This window comes from Brachybacterium sp. GCM10030252, assembly GCF_042666535.1.
GTDB lineage: Bacteria > Actinomycetota > Actinomycetes > Actinomycetales > Dermabacteraceae > Brachybacterium.
In genome coordinates this window covers 65,868-83,563 of record NZ_JBHTDM010000036.1, presented here as the reverse complement: position 1 = coordinate 83,563, position 17,696 = coordinate 65,868, and the positions used below count along the sequence as shown (strand labels likewise).

General features: G+C 71.4%; 14 protein-coding genes and 1 tRNA gene. 11 read left to right on the top strand and 4 right to left on the bottom strand.

Features of this window, described 5'->3' with window-relative positions; all coding sequences use genetic code 11:
- Positions 1 to 6 precede the first annotated feature (6 nt).
- The 8 genes from ACFQRJ_RS16550 to ACFQRJ_RS16515 all read left to right on the top strand — a co-directional run bounded on the left by ACFQRJ_RS16550 (position 7) and on the right by ACFQRJ_RS16515 (position 10,393).
- A complete protein-coding gene (locus ACFQRJ_RS16550; protein ID WP_377020320.1) occupies positions 7 to 801 on the top strand; it encodes an ABC transporter permease in 795 nt (264 codons plus the stop codon).
- Positions 794 to 1,633 carry an ABC transporter permease gene (locus ACFQRJ_RS16545; RefSeq protein ID WP_377020319.1) on the top strand — a complete coding sequence of 280 codons (840 nt, stop codon included), beginning with the start codon at positions 794 to 796 and terminating at the stop codon, positions 1,631 to 1,633. Before ACFQRJ_RS16550 ends, ACFQRJ_RS16545 begins: the two co-directional genes overlap by 8 nt.
- Entirely contained in the window at positions 1,630 to 2,664 is a 1,035-nt protein-coding gene (locus ACFQRJ_RS16540) for an ATP-binding cassette domain-containing protein (protein ID WP_377020318.1), read from the top strand. Before ACFQRJ_RS16545 ends, ACFQRJ_RS16540 begins: the two co-directional genes overlap by 4 nt.
- Positions 2,665 to 3,083: 419 nt before the next feature.
- Entirely contained in the window at positions 3,084 to 4,661 is a 1,578-nt protein-coding gene (locus ACFQRJ_RS16535; RefSeq protein ID WP_377020317.1) for an HNH endonuclease, read from the top strand.
- 118 nt (positions 4,662 to 4,779) lie between these two features.
- Positions 4,780 to 6,060 carry a hypothetical protein gene (locus tag ACFQRJ_RS16530; protein ID WP_377020316.1) on the top strand — a complete coding sequence of 427 codons (1,281 nt, stop codon included), beginning with the start codon at positions 4,780 to 4,782 and terminating at the stop codon, positions 6,058 to 6,060.
- A 42-nt stretch (positions 6,061 to 6,102) separates the two neighbouring features.
- Positions 6,103 to 7,149, top strand: coding sequence for a biotin/lipoate A/B protein ligase family protein (locus tag ACFQRJ_RS16525; RefSeq protein ID WP_377020419.1), 1,047 nt, complete (start codon positions 6,103 to 6,105; stop codon positions 7,147 to 7,149).
- A 71-nt stretch (positions 7,150 to 7,220) separates the two neighbouring features.
- A complete protein-coding gene (valS, locus tag ACFQRJ_RS16520) occupies positions 7,221 to 9,890 on the top strand; it encodes a valine--tRNA ligase (RefSeq protein WP_377020315.1) in 2,670 nt (889 codons plus the stop codon).
- Between the two features lie 23 nt (positions 9,891 to 9,913).
- Positions 9,914 to 10,393: a hypothetical protein gene (locus tag ACFQRJ_RS16515; RefSeq protein ID WP_377020314.1), complete on the top strand. Its 480-nt coding sequence runs from the start codon at positions 9,914 to 9,916 to the stop codon at positions 10,391 to 10,393.
- A 21-nt stretch (positions 10,394 to 10,414) separates the two neighbouring features.
- Here the strand turns inward: ACFQRJ_RS16515 and ACFQRJ_RS16510 are convergent, their stop codons facing one another.
- Positions 10,415 to 11,728, bottom strand: coding sequence for a WXG100 family type VII secretion target (locus ACFQRJ_RS16510; RefSeq protein WP_377020313.1), 1,314 nt, complete (start codon positions 11,726 to 11,728; stop codon positions 10,415 to 10,417).
- Between the two features lie 151 nt (positions 11,729 to 11,879).
- Here ACFQRJ_RS16510 and ACFQRJ_RS16505 point away from each other — a divergent pair, with 151 nt between their 5' ends.
- Together ACFQRJ_RS16505 and ACFQRJ_RS16500 are read left to right on the top strand one after the other, a co-directional pair.
- Positions 11,880 to 12,356, top strand: a complete 477-nt coding sequence (locus ACFQRJ_RS16505) for a hypothetical protein (protein ID WP_377020312.1) — start codon at positions 11,880 to 11,882, stop codon at positions 12,354 to 12,356.
- Between the two features lie 62 nt (positions 12,357 to 12,418).
- Entirely contained in the window at positions 12,419 to 12,988 is a 570-nt protein-coding gene (locus tag ACFQRJ_RS16500) for a hypothetical protein (protein WP_377020311.1), read from the top strand.
- A gap of 198 nt (positions 12,989 to 13,186) precedes the next feature.
- Here the strand turns inward: ACFQRJ_RS16500 and ACFQRJ_RS16495 are convergent, their stop codons facing one another.
- From ACFQRJ_RS16495 to ACFQRJ_RS16485, 3 genes are all read right to left on the bottom strand, one after another.
- Positions 13,187 to 14,977: a SelB C-terminal domain-containing protein gene (locus tag ACFQRJ_RS16495; RefSeq protein WP_377020310.1), complete on the bottom strand. Its 1,791-nt coding sequence runs from the start codon at positions 14,975 to 14,977 to the stop codon at positions 13,187 to 13,189.
- The gene (gene selA, locus ACFQRJ_RS16490) at positions 14,974 to 16,332 is read right to left on the bottom strand and encodes an L-seryl-tRNA(Sec) selenium transferase (protein ID WP_377020309.1); all 1,359 of its coding nucleotides are present in this window, start codon (positions 16,330 to 16,332) and stop codon (positions 14,974 to 14,976) included. Before selA ends, ACFQRJ_RS16495 begins: the two co-directional genes overlap by 4 nt.
- Positions 16,333 to 16,359: 27 nt before the next feature.
- Positions 16,360 to 16,451, bottom strand: a tRNA-Sec gene (locus ACFQRJ_RS16485).
- A gap of 184 nt (positions 16,452 to 16,635) precedes the next feature.
- Here ACFQRJ_RS16485 and selD point away from each other — a divergent pair.
- Positions 16,636 to 17,664: a selenide, water dikinase SelD gene (gene selD / locus ACFQRJ_RS16480; RefSeq protein WP_377020308.1), complete on the top strand. Its 1,029-nt coding sequence runs from the start codon at positions 16,636 to 16,638 to the stop codon at positions 17,662 to 17,664.
- Positions 17,665 to 17,696 lie beyond the last annotated feature (32 nt).

The window sequence follows — 17,696 nt, the reverse complement described above, 5'->3', positions numbered from 1 at the left end:
GCGCGAGTGTCTGCTTACGGGAGGATCGCCGCCGCCTCCTTCCGGCAGTACTCGACGTACCGGATGGCGACCGCCGCGGGCGTCTTCACCAACACCGTCTTCGGATTCATCCGGGCCTCGATCATGTTCGCGGCGATCACCTCGGCGGGCGGCGAGCTCAGCGGGTACAGCATCGCCCAGGCGGCCACCTACGTCTGGCTCGGCCAGGCGCTGCTCGCCCCCATCGAGGCCTTCGGCACGCGGGAGGTCTCCCAGCGGGTCCACCAGGGTGAGGTCGCCGTCGACCTGCTGCGCCCGACGTCGTTCCTGGGACTGTACTACGCGCAGAAGCTCGGCCGCTCGGGCTTCCTGCTGCTGGGGCGCGGGGTCCCGCCGCTGGCCGTCGGCGCGATCGTCACGGGTCTCGCCCTTCCCGAGGAGCCGAGCTCCTACCTGCTGGGGGCGCTGTCGCTGCTGCTGGCCATCACCCTCGCCTTCCTGGCGGACATGATGGTGAACCTGACGGCGTTCTGGCTGCTGGAGATCCGTGGGCTGAGCGTCGTCTACACCACCGTGATGAACCTGCTGTCCGGGTTCCTCATCCCCATCGTGTGGTTCCCGGACTGGCTGCTGGCCATCGCCCGGGCCACGCCGTTCCCCTCGATGATCCAGACCCCGATCGACACGCTCTCGGGCCGGGTGCCGCCCGCCGAAGCGGTCGGGATGGTCGGCGTGCAGGTGCTGTGGGTGGCAGCGCTCCTCGGCGCCGCCTACCTGATGCTGCGGGCCGGCGTGCGCAGTGTGGAGGTCCAGGGTGGCTGAGACGTCCCGCACCCCGCGCACAGACCGTCCCGTCTCCACGGCCCGGATGGTCGCGACCCTGTACGGATCACGGATCCGTTCGCAGGCCACGTTCCGCACCAGCTTCGCCTCCGACATCGCGGGGCAGGTTCTGGTCGTGGCCACGGAGTTCCTCGAGCTGTGGGTGATCCTCGCCCAGGTCGGCACCCTCGGCGGCATGGACCTCGCCCAGGTCGCCGTGGTCTACGGGCTCGGCGCCCTCGCCTTCGGCCTGGCGGACATGTTCTTCGGCGAGATCGACGGACTCTCCGCCTCGATCCGCTCCGGGAAGCTCGAGACGCTGCTGATCCGCCCGGTGCCGATGCTGCTGCAGATCTCCAGCCTCGACCTCTCCCTGCGACGCCTGGGCCGGATCCTCGTGGGCCTGGCGATGTACGTCGTCGCCCTGAGCCTCGCCGGGTTCCAGCCCAGCGCCACCGGAGTGATGCTGGCGATCCTGGCTCCGCTCGCCGGGGCGCTGCTGTTCGGCGCGCTGTTCACGATGGCCGGAGCCCTGCAGTTCTGGCTGGTCGACGGGCGCGAGTTCGCCAACGCCTTCACCTACGGCGGCAACTACGTCGCCACCACGCCCGGCGCCGTGTTCGCCCTGCCGATGCGCGCCTTCTTCACCTTCGTCATCCCGGCGACCCTGGTCGCCTACGCCCCCACCCTCGCGCTGCTGGACCTGCCCGGTCCCCAGCTGGTCCCGCAGTGGGCCGGCTGGATGGGTCTGCCCGCCGCGATCCTCGCCTGGATCGTCGCCGGCCTGCTCTGGCGCGCCGGGGTCCGCAGATACACAGGAGCCGGCGGATGAATCTCCCCCAGTCCACACCCGAGCCCCCGCAGCCCGACAGCGCGCGTGGTCGCCCCGATCCGGCCGCCTGGCTCACGAACCTGCGCCGCGACTACGTCGTGCGCGCTCCCGTGCCCGGTTCCCGGCGCCGCCGGCGCCAGGTGGTCCGGGCGGTCGATGACATCAGCCTGCGCATCGACCGCGGCGAGTCCGTGGGGTTCGTCGGCGCGAACGGCGCCGGCAAGTCCACGACGATCAAGATGATGACCGGGATCCTGCAGCCGACGTCGGGATCGCTGCGCGTGCTGGGCCGCGACCCGGTGCCCGAGCGGCGTCGGCTCACCCGGGAGATCGGCGTCGTGTTCGGCCAGCGCTCGCAGCTGTGGTGGGATCTGCCGCTGCGCGAGAGCTATACGATCCTGGGCTCGATGCACCGCCTCACCGACCGTCAGCGCGAGGCGCGACTGGAGAGGCTCGTCGACGGGCTCGACCTCGGCGGCTTCCTCGGCCGGCCGGTGCGGCAGCTGTCGCTGGGACAGCGGATGCGGGGCGAGGTGGCCGCCGCTCTGCTCCACTCCCCCGACCTGGTGGTGCTCGACGAGCCGACGATCGGGCTGGACATGGTCTCGAAGGAAGGGCTGCGCCGCTTCCTGCGCACCGACCGCGAAGAGCGCGGCACCACCCTGTTCCTGACCACGCACGACATGGGCGACGTGGAGCGGCTGTGCGAGCGGATCGTGGTGGTCAACTCCGGCACGGTCGCCTACGACGGTCCGCTGGACTCGTTCCGCGAGCACCTCGGGGCACCGCGCGAGCTGATCGTGGATCTCGCCGAGCCGGTGGCCGGGCTCGACCTGCCGCGCGGGGCCGAGAAGCTGGCGGTGGAGGCCGACGGGATCCGCCACCGCATCCGGTTCTCCGGCACGGAGCTGACGGTCCCGGCCCTGCTGTCCGCGATCAATGCCCAGGCCGAGGTGCGTGACCTCTCCCTGACCGAGCCGGCCATCGAGGATCTGGTGCGGCAGATCTATGCCCGTGGCGGGGTCGGCTAGAAACCGCATGGCCGACGCACGGGACACGAATCCCGGAAGCTGACACCGAGATGCGATCCGTATATTTTCCTGCATTTTCCCGCGCCCGCGGGCTGTCGCGACATTCCTGGTGAACCCTCACGGCACGGGTCGCGGGAGAGAAGCACGAATTCGCGAGCAGACCGTGATGTGACAGGCGCGCAGACGGAGCGAAAATCACTCCGGTCCTCCCCACCGACCACTCGTCCACAAATCTCCGCACATCCCCGATAGCTCTTTCGCGCAATGGCCACAACAGGTACGCTAGAAGCTACACCGACACGAAAGCCGTTACACACTCTCCCAGGCATTCGACGAGGGCGCGGCAGAGCATTGTGAAACTCTTTCGGTGCGCAAGCGACACGCATTCACGGCAGGGCCACGATCGGAGAGGAGCTGACATGGGCGGCGAGCTGCAGGACCCGGCGCCGGCACTGCTCGACGCCCTCGAGCCTCCTGCAGCGGACCCGGACCGGCCCATCCCGGTGTGGTCCGTGAGGGCGCGCAAACCGCTCACCGACGAGCGGATCATCGCCGCAGCTGACGCCGAGCCGGACACCGACCAGGCTGATCGAGTGCTGCACCTCCACCGGCGCATGCAGTACCGCACCCGCGCGTACGCCGCCCAGCTCGAGACGATGAGCGAGTTCTTCACCGAGGATCCCGATACCGCCGGGCGCCTGGACGACGCCTATGTCGCCGCACTGAAGATCGCCACCGCCATGCGCTGCTCCACCCGCAGAGCACAGGGCATGATCCGTGACGCGCACCTGGCGGTCGAGATCATGCCCGAGACCTTCTCCCGACTGGGTGAGGGCGACCTTCCGGAGGAGTGGCACCACCACCTGCTGCGGAAGGTCCGGCGCCTGGACGAGGAGCAGATCCGTCTGACCGACCACCACGTCGCGACGTGGGATCTCCCGTCGATCTCCCGCTCCCAGTTCGACCGTCACCTCTCCCACCTCATCGCCCTGATCACAGCCGACATGCCCACGCCTCCCCCACAGGCGCAGCGGAACGTCACCGTCGAGGTCGACGACCCTCAGTGCGGCACCGCGACGATGTCGATCACCGGCCCGATCCCGGAGATCGCGGCGCTCGCGAGGCGGCTGGACTCCTCCGCCCGCACCGTGCAGCAGGCCCAGCGCCACGCGCTGCGGGAGGACGGCGAGACCCCGGTCCCGTTCGACCTCGACGACGACGTCCGCGACCGGGGCAGAGCTCTGCCTCGCAGCGCGCTGCGGTACGCGATCCTCACCCGTTCCGTGCTGGACATCGACCCGGTCGAGGAGACGGCCCAGCCCGTCACGATCAACGTCACCGTGCCGGCCCTCACCCTGCTCGGAGCGACGGACGCGCCCGGCATGCTCGACGGCACGACTCCGATCCCCGCCGATCAGGCTCGGGCTCTGGCCGGTGAGACCGGCAGCACCTGGCACCGGATCCTCACCGATCCCGCGACCGGCGCCTACCTCCCCACCACGGCGACGACCTACAAGCCCAGTGCTCAGATGCGCGAACAGCTCCGCCTGCGCCATCCCGTCTGCGCCGCCCCCGGCTGCCACCGGCCCACGGCGCTCGCGGCCGAGGACGATCACATCGTCGAGTTCGACCACGGGCATCCCGCAGGGGGCGGGCAGACCACGCTCGTGAACCTCCACCGGCTCTGCTGGCGCCACCACCAGCTCAAGACGGCAGGCCGTATCGACCCGCAGCGCGATCCTGAGCGCGGTCCTGACCCCGGTACGGCTCCCCCGGGGCCGATCACGACGGACTGGGAGATCGACTCGGTGATCCGCACCCGCACCTGCGAGGACACCGACCTCGCCACCCCGCATCTCGTCGCCGCGCTGGATGTCGCCTGGCAGGCCCATCAGCGCCGCCGGGAGGATGTCGAGCGGCGAGTCCATGGCAGCAGCCGGCGCTCGGATCCCGAACCGCCCGCCGGGGATGCACCTGCCGACCTCCCACCGTTCTGAGCCGGTCGAGTCCGAGCAGGTCGACACGCCTGTCCTCTCTCCCTGCACTGATGCAGACTGTGGGCGGGCGATACTGTCCCACCATCGCGCACCGGGGAACCGCAGGTAAGGGAGGAACATGGCCCGCTCGTACGCCACTGTCGGACAGATGCTGACCTATGCCGTCGATCGGTCCGTGCCCGCCCCGGATCAGGAGGCCTGGTACGACGCGAACACGCGGGCCGAGGCCATCCTGCGCCACATGCTCGAGTTCGTCCTCATGTCGCCGAAGAGCCGCGAGGCGTTTCTGGGCACAGTCGCACGCACCGAGCACACCACCGGCAGCATCGCCGCCCCTCCCCGCCTCCGCAAGAAGGCCCCGGATCTGGTGGCCGAACTGCTGCCCAGCTCCACGAAGTCCGACGACGGCGCGCGCCTGGCCGTCGCGCTGCGCGTGGGCGGCGGCTTCAGCGCCAAGGAGCTGTGGGATCTGCGCCGAACCCTCGGCTCCTCTCCCCTCCACCTCCTCGTGGCCATCGCCCGGCACACGGAGGAGGACGTGCCCGAGGGCGTCGTGCTCACCACCTGGGAACAGCTGGGCACGGACCTGCCCAAGGCCGATTCGGGCCACGGGCATCTGTGGGAGACCATCGGCGAGATCGGGCAGAACGCGGGGCGACCGGTCGAGCAGTACCCGATCGATCCCAAGCGGCTGCTCACCAAGTCGCGGACAGCGCAGGAGTTCCGCGCCCACCTCGACGTGTTCCACCAGGCCAGCCGGACCCTGCTCGGCACGAGTCCGCACTTCTCCACCCGGCGAGGTCAGACCGACGCCCACCTGCAGGCCGGGGTGAGCCGCCTGCGGACAGGCCTGGAGTTCGGCGCGGTGGAGCAGGGCAGCCCGGTCCGCTTCGCCCGCACCGGCTCCACATCAGTCCCTCTCGGCATCGGCCGGCTCGAGACCGACGCCGACCGTGCGGCCGCGAAGGAGCGGCTGGGGACCATCCAGCGCCGCACGGCCTGGCGCAGCGAGACCGGCGACCTGCCCGCCCCGGGTGAGCTGATCGGCGCCGCCGCCTCCCCGGAGGTGGAGAGCGCGCGGCTGCTGCTGTGGGCCATCTTCAACCCCATGCTGCTGCGCGACCGCGGGTTCGACCTCGCCCCGGCCCGTCGGCAGCCGGCGTTGAGCGCGACCACCATGGGGCTGCGCCTGCTGTACCGCGGGGACGACTCCGGTGCCACCTATCGGATCTGGGTGGGCGGCAGCCGCGAGTGGGACAGCCTCATTCCTCGCGTCACCCGGGAGGAGAGCCCGGACCGGCCCACCGAGACGTACGCAGTCGCCCCGCGCAAGAGCCACTCCACCGCGGACTTCGTGTGGGAGGTCCACCGTGCGCTGCGCTCCCTGACCATCGCCTGACGCGCCCGCATGCGCGAAGATGAGGGTATGGATGCCCCTGTAATGCACGGTCAGTACAAGGTTCGTGGCGGCAAGCTGGTCTCCGCCGAGGTCACGGAGCGGGAGGGCCGCATCGCCACGGCCCACGTGTTCGGCGACTTCTTCCTCGAGCCGGACGACGCGCTCGAGGACATGAACGCGGCGCTGGTCGGCATGGAGACCGACGCCTCCGCCGCTGAGCTCACCGCTGCGCTCGATGCGCGTCTCGACGGGGTGGAGATGATCGGCTTCAGCACCGAGGCCGTGGCCATCGCCGTGCGCCGGGCGCTCGGGCACGCCTCCAGCTGGGATGACCTCACCTTCGACGTGATCGGCCCGGTGGCGATGGCTCCGGTGATGCACGTCGCCCTCGACGAGGTGCTGCCGCTCGAGGTGGCCGCCGGCCGGCGCGGCCCGCTGCTGCGGATCTGGGACTGGGACTCGCCCCTGGTGGTCATCGGCTCGTACCAGTCGGTGCGCAACGAGATCGACCCCGAGGGCGCCGCCCGCCACGGCATCGGCGTGGTGCGGCGCATCACCGGCGGCGGCGCGATGTTCATGGAGCAGGGCAACTGCATCACCTACTCCCTGGTCGTGCCCACCTCGCTGGTCGAGGGGCTGAGCTTCGAGCAGGCCTACGCCTACCTCGACGACTGGGTGATGGGGGCACTCGCCGAGATCGGCGTGCGGGCGCACTACGTGCCGCTGAACGACATCGCGTCCGAGCAGGGCAAGATCGGCGGGGCCGCCCAGCGCCGCTTCGCCGGCGGGGTGCTGCTGCACCACGTGACGATGTCCTACGACATCGACGCCGACAAGATGGGCGAGGTGCTCCGGATCGGCCGGGAGAAGATGTCCGACAAGGGCACCCGCAGCGCGAACAAGCGCGTGGACCCGATCCGCTCGCAGACCGGCATGGCCCGCGAGCAGATCATCGAGGGCTTCCTCGAGCACTTCCGCTCTCGCTACGACACCCGCGAGTCGGCCTACACCGAGGACGAGCTCGGCAAGGCCCGAGACCTGGTGGCCACCAAGTTCGGCACCGAGGAGTGGACCCACCGCGTGCCGTGACGCCGCCGAGGGGACGCGCACGCCACATGCTCCCGCGTTGCACTGGCCGGCAGACCTGGAACAATGAGCCCATGACCGATATCGCTCCGCGCCAGAACCCTGCCCTTCCCGATCGTCCCTCGCTCGAGGGCCTCGAGGAGAAGTGGGACGGCGTATGGAGTGAGCAGGAGCTGTACGCGTTCGATCCCGACACCACCCGCGAGCAGGTCTTCAGCGTCGACACCCCGCCGCCGACCGCGTCGGGCTCGCTGCACATCGGCCACGTGTTCGGCTACTCGCAGGCCGACATGATCGTGCGCTACCAGCGCATGCGCGGCAAGAACGTGTTCTACCCGCTGGGTTGGGACGACAACGGCCTGCCCACCGAGCGCCGGGTGCAGAACTACTTCGGGGTGCGCTGCGACCCCTCGCTGCCCTACGACCCGGACTTCACGCCTCCGCAGGAGGGCGGCGACAACAGGTCCTCCAAGGCCGCGAACCAGCTGCCGATCTCGCGCCGCAACTTCATCGAGCTGTGCGAGCGCCTCACCGAGGTCGATGAGAAGTCCTTCGAGGAGGTCTTCCGCACGCTCGGCCTGTCGGTGGACTGGAACCACAGCTACCAGACGATCGACGCTCGCTCCCGCGCCACCAGTCAGCGCGCCTTCCTCGAGAACCTCGAGAAGGGCCAGGCGTACCAGGCGGAGGCCCCCACCATGTGGGACGTCACCTACCGCACCGCCGTGGCCCAGGCCGAGCAGGAGGACCGCGACCGCGACGGCGCCTACCACCGCATCGGCTTCACCCGCACGAACGCGGCCGAGAAGGCAGACTCCACCGTCTATATCGAGACCACCCGCCCCGAACTGCTGCCGGCGTGCGTCGCCCTGGTCGCCCACCCCGACGACGAGCGCTACCAGGAGCTGCTGGGCACCACCGTCACCTCTCCCCTGTTCGGCGTCGAGGTCCCCGTGATGGCCCATCCCCTCGCCCAGATGGACAAGGGCGCGGGCATCGCCATGATCTGCACCTTCGGCGACGCCAACGACGTCACCTGGTGGCGCGAGCTCGAACTGCCCACCCGCAGCGTGATCGGCCGCGACGGCCGCTTCGTGGCCGAGGCCCCGTGGATCACCACCGACGAGGGCCGGGCGCGCTACGCCGAGCTGGCGGGCCTGACCGTCTTCAGCGCCCGGAAGAAGGTCGTCGAGATGGTCACCGAGACCGGTGACCTGGTCGGCGAGCCGAAGAAGATCTCCCACCCCGTGAAGTTCTACGAGAACGGCGACAAGCCGCTGGAGTACGTGACCTCCCGCCAGTGGTACCTCGCCAACGGTGGCCGCGACCAGTCCGGAGGCGGGCTGCGCGACGCCCTCATCGAGCGCGGCACCGAGCTGACGTGGCACCCGCCGTACATGGAGTCGCGCTACCGCAACTGGGTCGAGGGCCTCACCGGTGACTGGCTGATCTCCCGCCAGCGCTTCTTCGGCGTGCCCTTCCCCATCTGGTACGCCGTCGGCGCCGACGGCACGACCGACTACGAGACCGTGCTGACCCCGCCCGTCGACGCCCTGCCGATCGATCCCACGATCGATGTGCCCGAGGGCTACAGCGAGGACCAGCGGAACCAGCCCGGCGGCTTCGTCGCCGACCCCGATGTGCTCGACACCTGGGCCACCTCATCGCTCACCCCGCAGCTCGCCGGCGGCTGGAACACCGATCCGGAGCTGTTCTCGAAGGTGTACCCGATGGACCTGCGCCCGCAGGGCCACGACATCATCCGCACCTGGCTGTTCTCCACGGTCGTCCGCTCCCATCTGCAGCAGGACGCGCTGCCCTGGAAGCACGCCTCGATCAACGGCTGGATCCTGGACCCCGACCGCAAGAAGATGTCGAAATCCAAGGGCAACGTGGTCACCCCCATCGGGCTGCTGCACCAGCACGGCACCGACGGGGTGCGCTACTGGGCAGGCCGGGCCCGCCAGGGCGTGGACACCGCGTTCGACGAGGGTCAGATGAAGATCGGCCGACGGCTGGCGATCAAGGTCCTCAACGCCTCCAAGTTCGCCCTGGGATTCGGTGCCGCTCCGGCCGATCCCGCCGGCCGCCTGGCGGCGGACCCGTCGGCCCTCACCGATCCGCTGGACAAGGCGCTGCTGGCGAACCTCGCCCAGGTCGTGGAGCAGGCCACCGCGGCGTTCGAGGACATGGACTACGCCCGCAGCCTCGAGGCCGTGGAGCCCTTCTTCTGGGCCTTCTGCGACGACTACATCGAGCTGGTCAAGGAGCGCGCACACGGCAACGGGCCGACGGGTGAGGCCGGTGCCGCCTCGGCGCGCGCGGCGCTGGCGATCGCCCTGGACGTGCTGCTGCGCCTCTTCGCTCCGGTGATCGTGTTCGCGACCGAGGAGGTCTGGTCGTGGTGGCGCGACGGCAGCGTGCACACCCAGCCCTGGCCCGAGGCGGCTCCGCTGCGGGAGGCCTCCGCCGGGCAGGATGCCGCGCTGCTGGAGACGGTGGCCCAGGCCGCGATCTCGCTGCGCCGCCTGAAGTCCGATGCGAAGGTCTCGCAGAAGACGCCGATCCTTCGGGTGCGGCTGGTCGCCCCGCAGGCCGCGTCGGCGCACCTCGAGGCCGCTTCGGCGGACCTCACGGCGCTGGGGCGGATCGAGGCACTCGAGCTGGAGGCCCGGGACGTCGAAGAGATCACCACCGAGGACGTCGAGCTCGGAGAGCCGCCGGTCAAGCAGAAGCAGAGCTGAGCGGCCGAGGCCCCGCGGGTCTGATGAGCACGGTACGGTCCACCACCAGCACGCGTCTGAAGTGGTTCGGCGCGCTGATGGTCGTTCTCGGGTTGTTCAGCGGGCTCTACGGCCTGGTGCACCTCGTACGCGGCTCCGTGCTCGCCGGGCTGGCGGTCCTCGCCCTCGGCGGAGTCATCGCCGTGGTGGGAATCGTCGTGCTCGTGATCGGGGCCAGGACCTGTGCACGGGTCGGGCCCCGGTCGATCTCGTGGCCCGCGGGGCTCGGCGCGCGCACCACGGTCGGGTGGGACCAGGTCGCCCGAGTGCTCGTGCCGGGACGCGGCGATCACGGTGATGCGGTCGCCCTGCAGCTGCACGACGGTCGGGTGCTGCCCGTCTCCCCGCTGCGCAAGACACAGGGCGCCGACGACAGTACCGGCCTCTTGCCGTGGTACCTCCGTGCAGGTGCCGCAGTGCAGCGGGCGCACCACGCCTGGAACGTCCAGCAGCCGCGGCGTTGAGCAGCGGCTGCGTTGGCGGTGTCAGTCGAACGGGTTGATGGCGCCGACCACGTCGCCGGCCACCTCGGTGGCGCCGTCGAACGCGCCCTTTGCGTCCCCGATGGCGTCGTCGAGGTTGTAGTCGCCGGGCGTGATGTCGTTGACGATCTCATTGGGGTGGATGGACACGGCGAGATCCGCCTTGACGCCGAGAGCGGCGGCGACATCCCCGCCGACCGCAATGCCGACTTCGTCGGTCGACACGGTGCCGCCCACGCTTCCGCCGAGACCGGCGCCGGCCTCGACGCCGAACGACGCGGACGAGGAGAGCCAGCCGCCTGGCGATGTCCCGGCGATATCGGCATCCGCTTTGGCCCCTGCGAACGCCCCCGCGTCCGCACCGAAGGTGAAGCCGTTGACATTGCCCTCGTCATTGCGTGTCGCGTGCGCATATGCGTTCGCATGAGCTTCGGCGCCCGCGTAGCCGGTCGCGCCCACGGTGGCACTGGCTCCGTGCGGTCCGGCCAGGGTGCCGTGGATGTCGCCGTACGCGCCTGCTCCGGCAGCGGCACCGGCGCTGGCTCCGTCCGGACCGTACGTGACTCCGGCCTCACCGTACGCCTCCGCCCCCACGCGGCCATCGGTCTGGTAGCTCGCGCCCCCGGGCAGGTTCAGCTTCTCGTCGAACCCGATCTCCGCCCCGGCGCGAGCACCGGCTGTATGGGTCGTGTTGCCATAGGCGTCCACGGTGGTGCTGTGTCCGGCACTGGCCCGCGTGTTCGCGTAGCCATCGGCGTACCCGAGTTCGTTGTCGATCTCGCGACCGTCCCAGTGCGAGCCGCCGCTCGAGTACTGCCCCACGGGACGCCCGTCGGACGCCGCATTTCCCACGCCGTAGCCCGGGCCGCCGTAGAACCCCTGCGGACCGCTGCCCCCACCGCCGGTGAACCAGTCGCTGAACGCATTCCCGAGCCCACGGCGGAGGATGCCGGGGTCCAACGGACCGCCGGGCAGCGGCATCGTAAACGGCATGGGGTACGGGAACGGGAAGGGGCCGAAGTCGGGGAGGGAGGGCAGGTACAGCATCCCGCCGCTGGAGGCCTGGTCCTGTTCGGTCGCGTGCTGCTCCAGTTCCCGCTGCGAACCGCGGATGTCGTGCTCGCTCGCCAGCATCCGGGGCCTCACCGTGCCGTGCCAGTGCTCACGGAACGCGGTGGCGTCGGGCCCGACCCATTCGACCGAATCGATCAGGGCTGTGGCCGTGTCCGCGAGATCGGCGATGCGCTGGGCGCCCTGCCCGAAGGCGCTCGCCTGCGAGCGCAGCTGTTCCGTGTCCGCTCCGTAGAATCCCGCCATCGCGCCCACCGACCCCTTTTCCTCGCACTCGTCCCTGACGTGCTCACGACACTAGACGTGCCGTCCGCCGCGCGCGATGGGGAGGACTACCCATAGGGTGTGGCCGCACGCGGGGCCGATCCTCGCCATCCACGTCCTCGGAAGGCATCTCATGTCCACGACACTGCGCAGCGCGGGCTCGCGCGTCAATCACGTCATCGGTCCGATGGTGATGCTGATCGGCGTCGCTGCGGGCATCGCGGCGATCGTTCTCGCCATCGCCCTGGAGGCTCTGCCGTTCCTCGTGCTCTTCGTTCCCGCTGCGCTCGCGGTCGGCGGGGGCGCGTTCGTGCTGTGGGGCGCACGACGGTCCCGGCTGCTGATCGACGAGACCGGGTTCACGTGGGCGGGATTCGTGGGACGGCAGCATGCGGTGCGCTGGGACACGCTGCACCGGCTCCTCCCTCCCCCGCCGGGGGCCTCACGTGTCGTGGCGATTGCCGAGCTGCGCGACGGCTCCTCCGTCGAGGTCCGGGCGCTGTGGGACTCTCCGACCTCACCGTCCGCGCTGCTGGGGGCCTCGGACCATTCTGCAGCCCGGGATGCGCTCATCGCAGCGCACCGGGAGTGGCTTTCGACCCGGTCGTGACCCGACACCGCTCTCTGGGCCTCCCTACGCCCCGCCGACTCGCGATCTCAGGAACCCACCCCTTGCGCACACGACACCGGCCCCTCGCCACCATCGCGATCACCGCAGCCGGCCTCTCCCTCCTCCCCCTGGCCGCCTGCACGACCAGCAACGGGGACGAGGACCCGACCACCCCGACCACGACGCACGAGGCCCCTCCCACTGCGGATCCCGCGGACGCGACGCCACAGGAACGCATCGCGGCATCGTTCGAAGCCTCGGATGCAGCCGCGGCCGAGGGCTGGAAGGACACCAGCTACATCGACGATTTCTTCGTGCCCGAGTTGGCGGAGAAGCAGCGAGCCGACGACCAGGAACGAGCGGAATCAGGCGCCGTGGTCACAGGGGAAACGAAGCTCTCCAGTTGGGAAGTCGTCGAAGAGACAGACACGACCGCGGTCGTGGAGTTCTGTCAGGACTCCGGCGCGTTGGAAGCCACTAAGGACGGTGAGCCCGTGGAGATCACCAACCAGCGGGAGGAAAGCGTCGGCCGCTTCACGCTGGTGAACGAATCCGACTCTGATCCCTGGGTGATCGAAGAACAGGCTTATTACGACGAGGGAACGACGTGCGACGAGTATTTCGCGGGCTGATCACCGTCAGCGCGGCGACCGGCATCCGGCTGGCCTCGAGCCCCGCATGGGCGGAGGGGGACGATCAAGACCAGCGTCTCCGTCCGTGACGGAGGAGGCAGCAGGGCCACAGCCGGCACAGGCGCCGGGGGCTGACCGGCCGCGTGCCCTTCGGTCCCGGCCTCATCCTCGGCACAGCCGTCGTGCTGCTCGTCCGAGTCAGCGCACGACCTCCCGGTATCCGGAATCGAGCCGGCGCGTCCATCCGCGCGAGTCCAGGTGCTCGAGCAGCGGAATCGCGACCCGGCGCGTGGTGCCGAGCGCCTGGCGCGCCTGGGAGGCGGTGAAGGGCTGCGACAGGGCTGCGAGCTCCCGCATCGCGAGGGCCGGCGCGGTCGGCAGCAGGATCACCTCGCCCGGCAGCCGCAGCAGCCGTCCCTGGCGCGCGGCGGCGGCGAGTTCGCGGGGGCCCAGTCCCAGCCCGCGGAGGTCATCGGCTTCCGGCGCACTGAACGGTTCGGCAGCCAGGCGCGTCTCGAGCGATCGCAGGGACTCCTCCGCCGCCCCGAGCCCATCGTCGGAAGCGGCGTCCCGCACCCGGCCGTCGGCCTGGCTCAGGCCGGCGGCGGCCACCACCGCGTCCAGCAGCCCGGGGTCGGGCAGATCGACGGCGTCGGCCGCGGCCTTGCGCGGGAGGCCTGCCGAGAGAGCATCGCCGGCCCGGTCGGCGGCCACCGCCTCGCGCAGCCGGGTCGTCCACCTCTCCATCGAGTCCGTATCCACCAGCCAGTCCCCGTGACGCTCCACGCCGGGAAGGCGGCCCGACGGGAGGGGGATCCCGAAGCGGGCCAGGATCTCGGCACGCACCGCACCTCGCCGTGCGACCTCGGCGGCGGCATCACCGGCCAGCGGCATGGCCTCGAGCGTCTCGCGGCGCCGGGTCCCCTCGCCCCGGCGGGCCAGTGCCGGCGGATCCACGTCCAGCACGCTCACCCCGGTGCGGACCCGGCGGCTGCCGCCGCCGCGCAGCACCATGCGGTCCCCGACGCTCAACGGCAGGCTGCGCGTGAGGGTGAGACGGGCATGGTCGTCCCCGAACGGGCGCACCCGGGCGGGAACGGCGGCGGTCCCCACGTGCACCACGAGCTCGGTGGGCGCATCGGCGAAGCTCGCGCCGGTCACCCGGCGCACGTCGATGCTTCCGGTGACCTCCCATGCCCCGGGAGTGACCAGGGCGTCCCCGCGTCCGATCTCCTCCGGGGCAGTACCTCGCAGGTTCACCGCGGCGCGGTTGACGGGGCCGAGTTGCTCCACCGGGCCGCCGCGGCTCTGCAGGCCGCGCACCACGACCTCTCCCCCACGCTCGGCGCCGCACAGCTCGAATCGGTCCTCCCGAGCGAGGGTGCCGGCAGCGAGGGTTCCGGTGACCACCGTGCCGGCCCCGGAGATGGTGAAGGAGCGGTCCACCCACAGTCTCACCCGCTCGTGCGGGGAGGGCTGCCGGGCGCCGGTCACCGCGACGTCGAGCGCCTCCCGCAGTTCGTCGAGCCCGGCCCCGGTCACGGCGGAGACGGCGAGCGCCGGGGCCTGCCCGAGGCCGGTGCCGGCGAGCTCGACGCGCGCCTGGGCGATCACCTCCTCCACGCGGTCCGGGGCCAGATCGGCGCGGGTGATGACCAGGATGCCCTGATCGATGCCGAGGGCGGCGATGGCGTCGCGGTGGTCAGCGGACTGGTCCCGCCAGCCCTCGTCGGCCGCGACCACGAAGCAGACGATGGGCGCGGGGCCGATGCCGGCCAGCATGTTGCCCAGGAATCGTTCGTGGCCGGGCACATCGACGAAGGAGACCTCGCGGCCCGAGGGCAGGGTGGTCCAGGCGAAGCCGAGATCGATGGTCAGCCCGCGGCGCTTCTCGTCGGCCAGCCGGTCGGGGTCGGAGCCGGTCAGCGCCCGGATCAGGGTGGACTTGCCGTGGTCGACGTGTCCGGCGGTGGCGATGACCTGCCTCATCGCGTGGGGCGCTCCTCGCGCCCGGCGAGCGTGTCCCGGGCCGCCCGGACCGCCTCGACCAGCGAGTCGTCGTCGGCCTCCGGCACGCAGCGCAGATCGAGCAGGCACTCCCCCTCGCGCACTGTCGGGACGACGGCGGGATCGCCCGTGCGCAGCGGGGAGGCGAGCTCGGGCTCGAGCGCGACGGCCCAGCCGGGCAGCGGCACTTCGGCGCCTCCCCCGCCGCCGACGCGGCCGTCGTGCGGGACGAGCCGCCCGTCGACCCGTTCGGCGAGGCGAGCGGTGCGCTCCCGAAGCGCCTCGGGATCGGTGCGCAGCGCCTCGAGCACCGGTGCGGTGGGTCCTGCGAGCGTGGCTTCGAGGGCGGCGAGCGCGAGCTTGTCGGCGCGGACGGCGCGGGCCAGGGGATGCCGGGCGAGGCGCGCGATGACGTCGGCCCGTCCCAGCAGGATCCCGGCCTGGGGGCCGCCGAGGAGCTTGTCGCCGCTGGCGATGACCAGGTCGGCGCCGTCACGGAGGGCGGTCGCGATATCGGGCTCGTCGGCCAGGAGGGCCTCGGGGGTCAGCAGTCCGCTGCCGAGATCGGCGATCAGGGGGATGCCGGCGTCCCGGCAGATCGGGGCGAGCTCGGCGATCGGGACCGCGCTGGTGAAGCCGCTGATGCGGTAGTTGCTGGTGTGGATGCGCAGCACGCAGGCGGTGGCGGGGCCGATCGCGTCGGTGTAGTCGGCCACGTGGGTGCGGTTCGTGGTGCCGACCTCGCGCAGCGTGGGGCCGGTCGACGTGATGAGATCGGGCAGGCGGAAGCCGGCGCCGATTTCGATGAGCTCCCCGCGGCTGACGATGACGTCGTCCCGCTCGGGCCCGGCGGCCAGGGCGGTGGTGGTCAGGGCCAGGGCGGCGGCGCCGTTGTTGACCACGAGGGCGTCCTCCGCGTCGGGGCATGCCTCGAGCAGTGCGGTGCGCACCCCGGCGCCGCGGCGGGAGCGGGTGCCCTGGGCGAGGTCGAATTCGACGTCGGTGTACCCGGCGGCCTCGAGCAGGGCCTGCCGGGCGGGCTCGGACAGCGGGGCGCGGCCGAGGTTGGTGTGGACGATGACGCCGGTGGCGTTCAGCACCGGCCGCAGGGAGGCCGACGGCCGGTCCCCGAGGGCGCGCAGCACCTCGGCCGGCACGTCCTCGGGGGCGATGTGGCCACCGCGGGCGCGGTCCTGCACGGCGCGGACCACGCCGCGGACGACGTGCTCGCCGAGCGCAGCGCGGGCTCGTTCCACCTCGGGGTGGGCGAGCAGCCGGTCGGTGCGGGGGATGCGGCGGCGCGGGTCCTCGGCGGTCTCACGCTGGTCCTCGCGCACGGTCCCCTCCTTCTCGGCCGACGGGAGCGGAGGCGGACGGGAATCGAACCCGCCAGGGCGAGATGCTCGCCCTCACCGGTTTTGAAGACCGGGGTGACCACCAGGACACGGACGCCTCCCAGTCGTTCCGGCCGGATCAGCCGGAACGGTCCTGCTCAGCGTATCGGCGCGTCTCGGGTGCGTGCTGGACGTCAGGCGCCGGCGCGACCGATCGGAAGGGCGCATCGGCACCCGACCGACACCTGTCGCGGGATGGCGACCACCTGCTGACGTGCCGAGCACCTCGTCCGTAGACTCGGTGCCATGACGGCCGACGCAGCCCCGAGCACCGCGACTCCGACCGGCGCCGCGAGCCCCGGCATCCGCCTGACGACGATGGCCCACGGCGGCGGGTGCGCCTGCAAGATCCCGCCCGGCGAGTTGGAGGAGGCCGTCTCGGCGCTTGCCGGGCAGGTCGACGAGAGCGTGATCGTGGGGCTCGACGACGGGGACGACGCCGCCGCCGTGCGGATCGATGGGGACACCGCGGTGCTCTCGACCGCGGATTTCTTCACCCCCGTGGTCGATGATCCCTACGACTGGGGCCGGATCGCCGCCGCCAACGCCCTCTCGGACATCTACGCGATGGGCGGCGACCCGGTGGTGGCCATCAACCTGGTGGGCTGGCCGCGGGACGTGCTGCCCATGGAGCTGCTGCGCGAGGTGCTGCGGGGCGGCCTGGCGGTCACCCAGGAGGCCGGAGTCCCCCTCATCGGCGGGCACAGCGTCGACGACCCCGAACCCAAGTACGGCATGGCCGTCACGGGCATCGCCCGCCCCGACCGGCTCCTGCGCAACGACGCCGCCCGGCCGGGCCGGCCGCTCACGCTGACCAAGCCCATCGGGGTGGGGCTGCTGAACAACCGCCACAAGGCCACCGGCGAGGTGTCCGAGGCGGCCGTGGCGACGATGACCGAGCTGAACCGGGACGCCGCGCAGGCCGCCCTGACCGCCGGCGCGGTGGCGGCGACCGACGTGACGGGCTTCGGCCTGCTGGGGCACCTGTTCAAGATGGTGCGCGCCTCCGGGGCGGGGGCAGTCCTCGATCGCTCTGCCGTGCCGCTGGTCGAGGGTGCGGCCGACGCGCTGCGGGACGGCTACGTCTCGGGCGGGACCCGCCGGAATCTCGACTGGGTGCGTGAGCACCTGCGGGCGGCCGACGGGATCACCGAGGAGGACCTGCTGCTGCTCGCGGACGCACAGACCTCCGGCGGCCTGCTGGTCGTCGGCGAGGTGCCGGGCTACCCGATCATCGGCGAGATCGTGGAGGGCACGGGTATCGAGGTGCGGTGAGGCCGGGACTCGCACTCGCCCGGCCGAGCCGC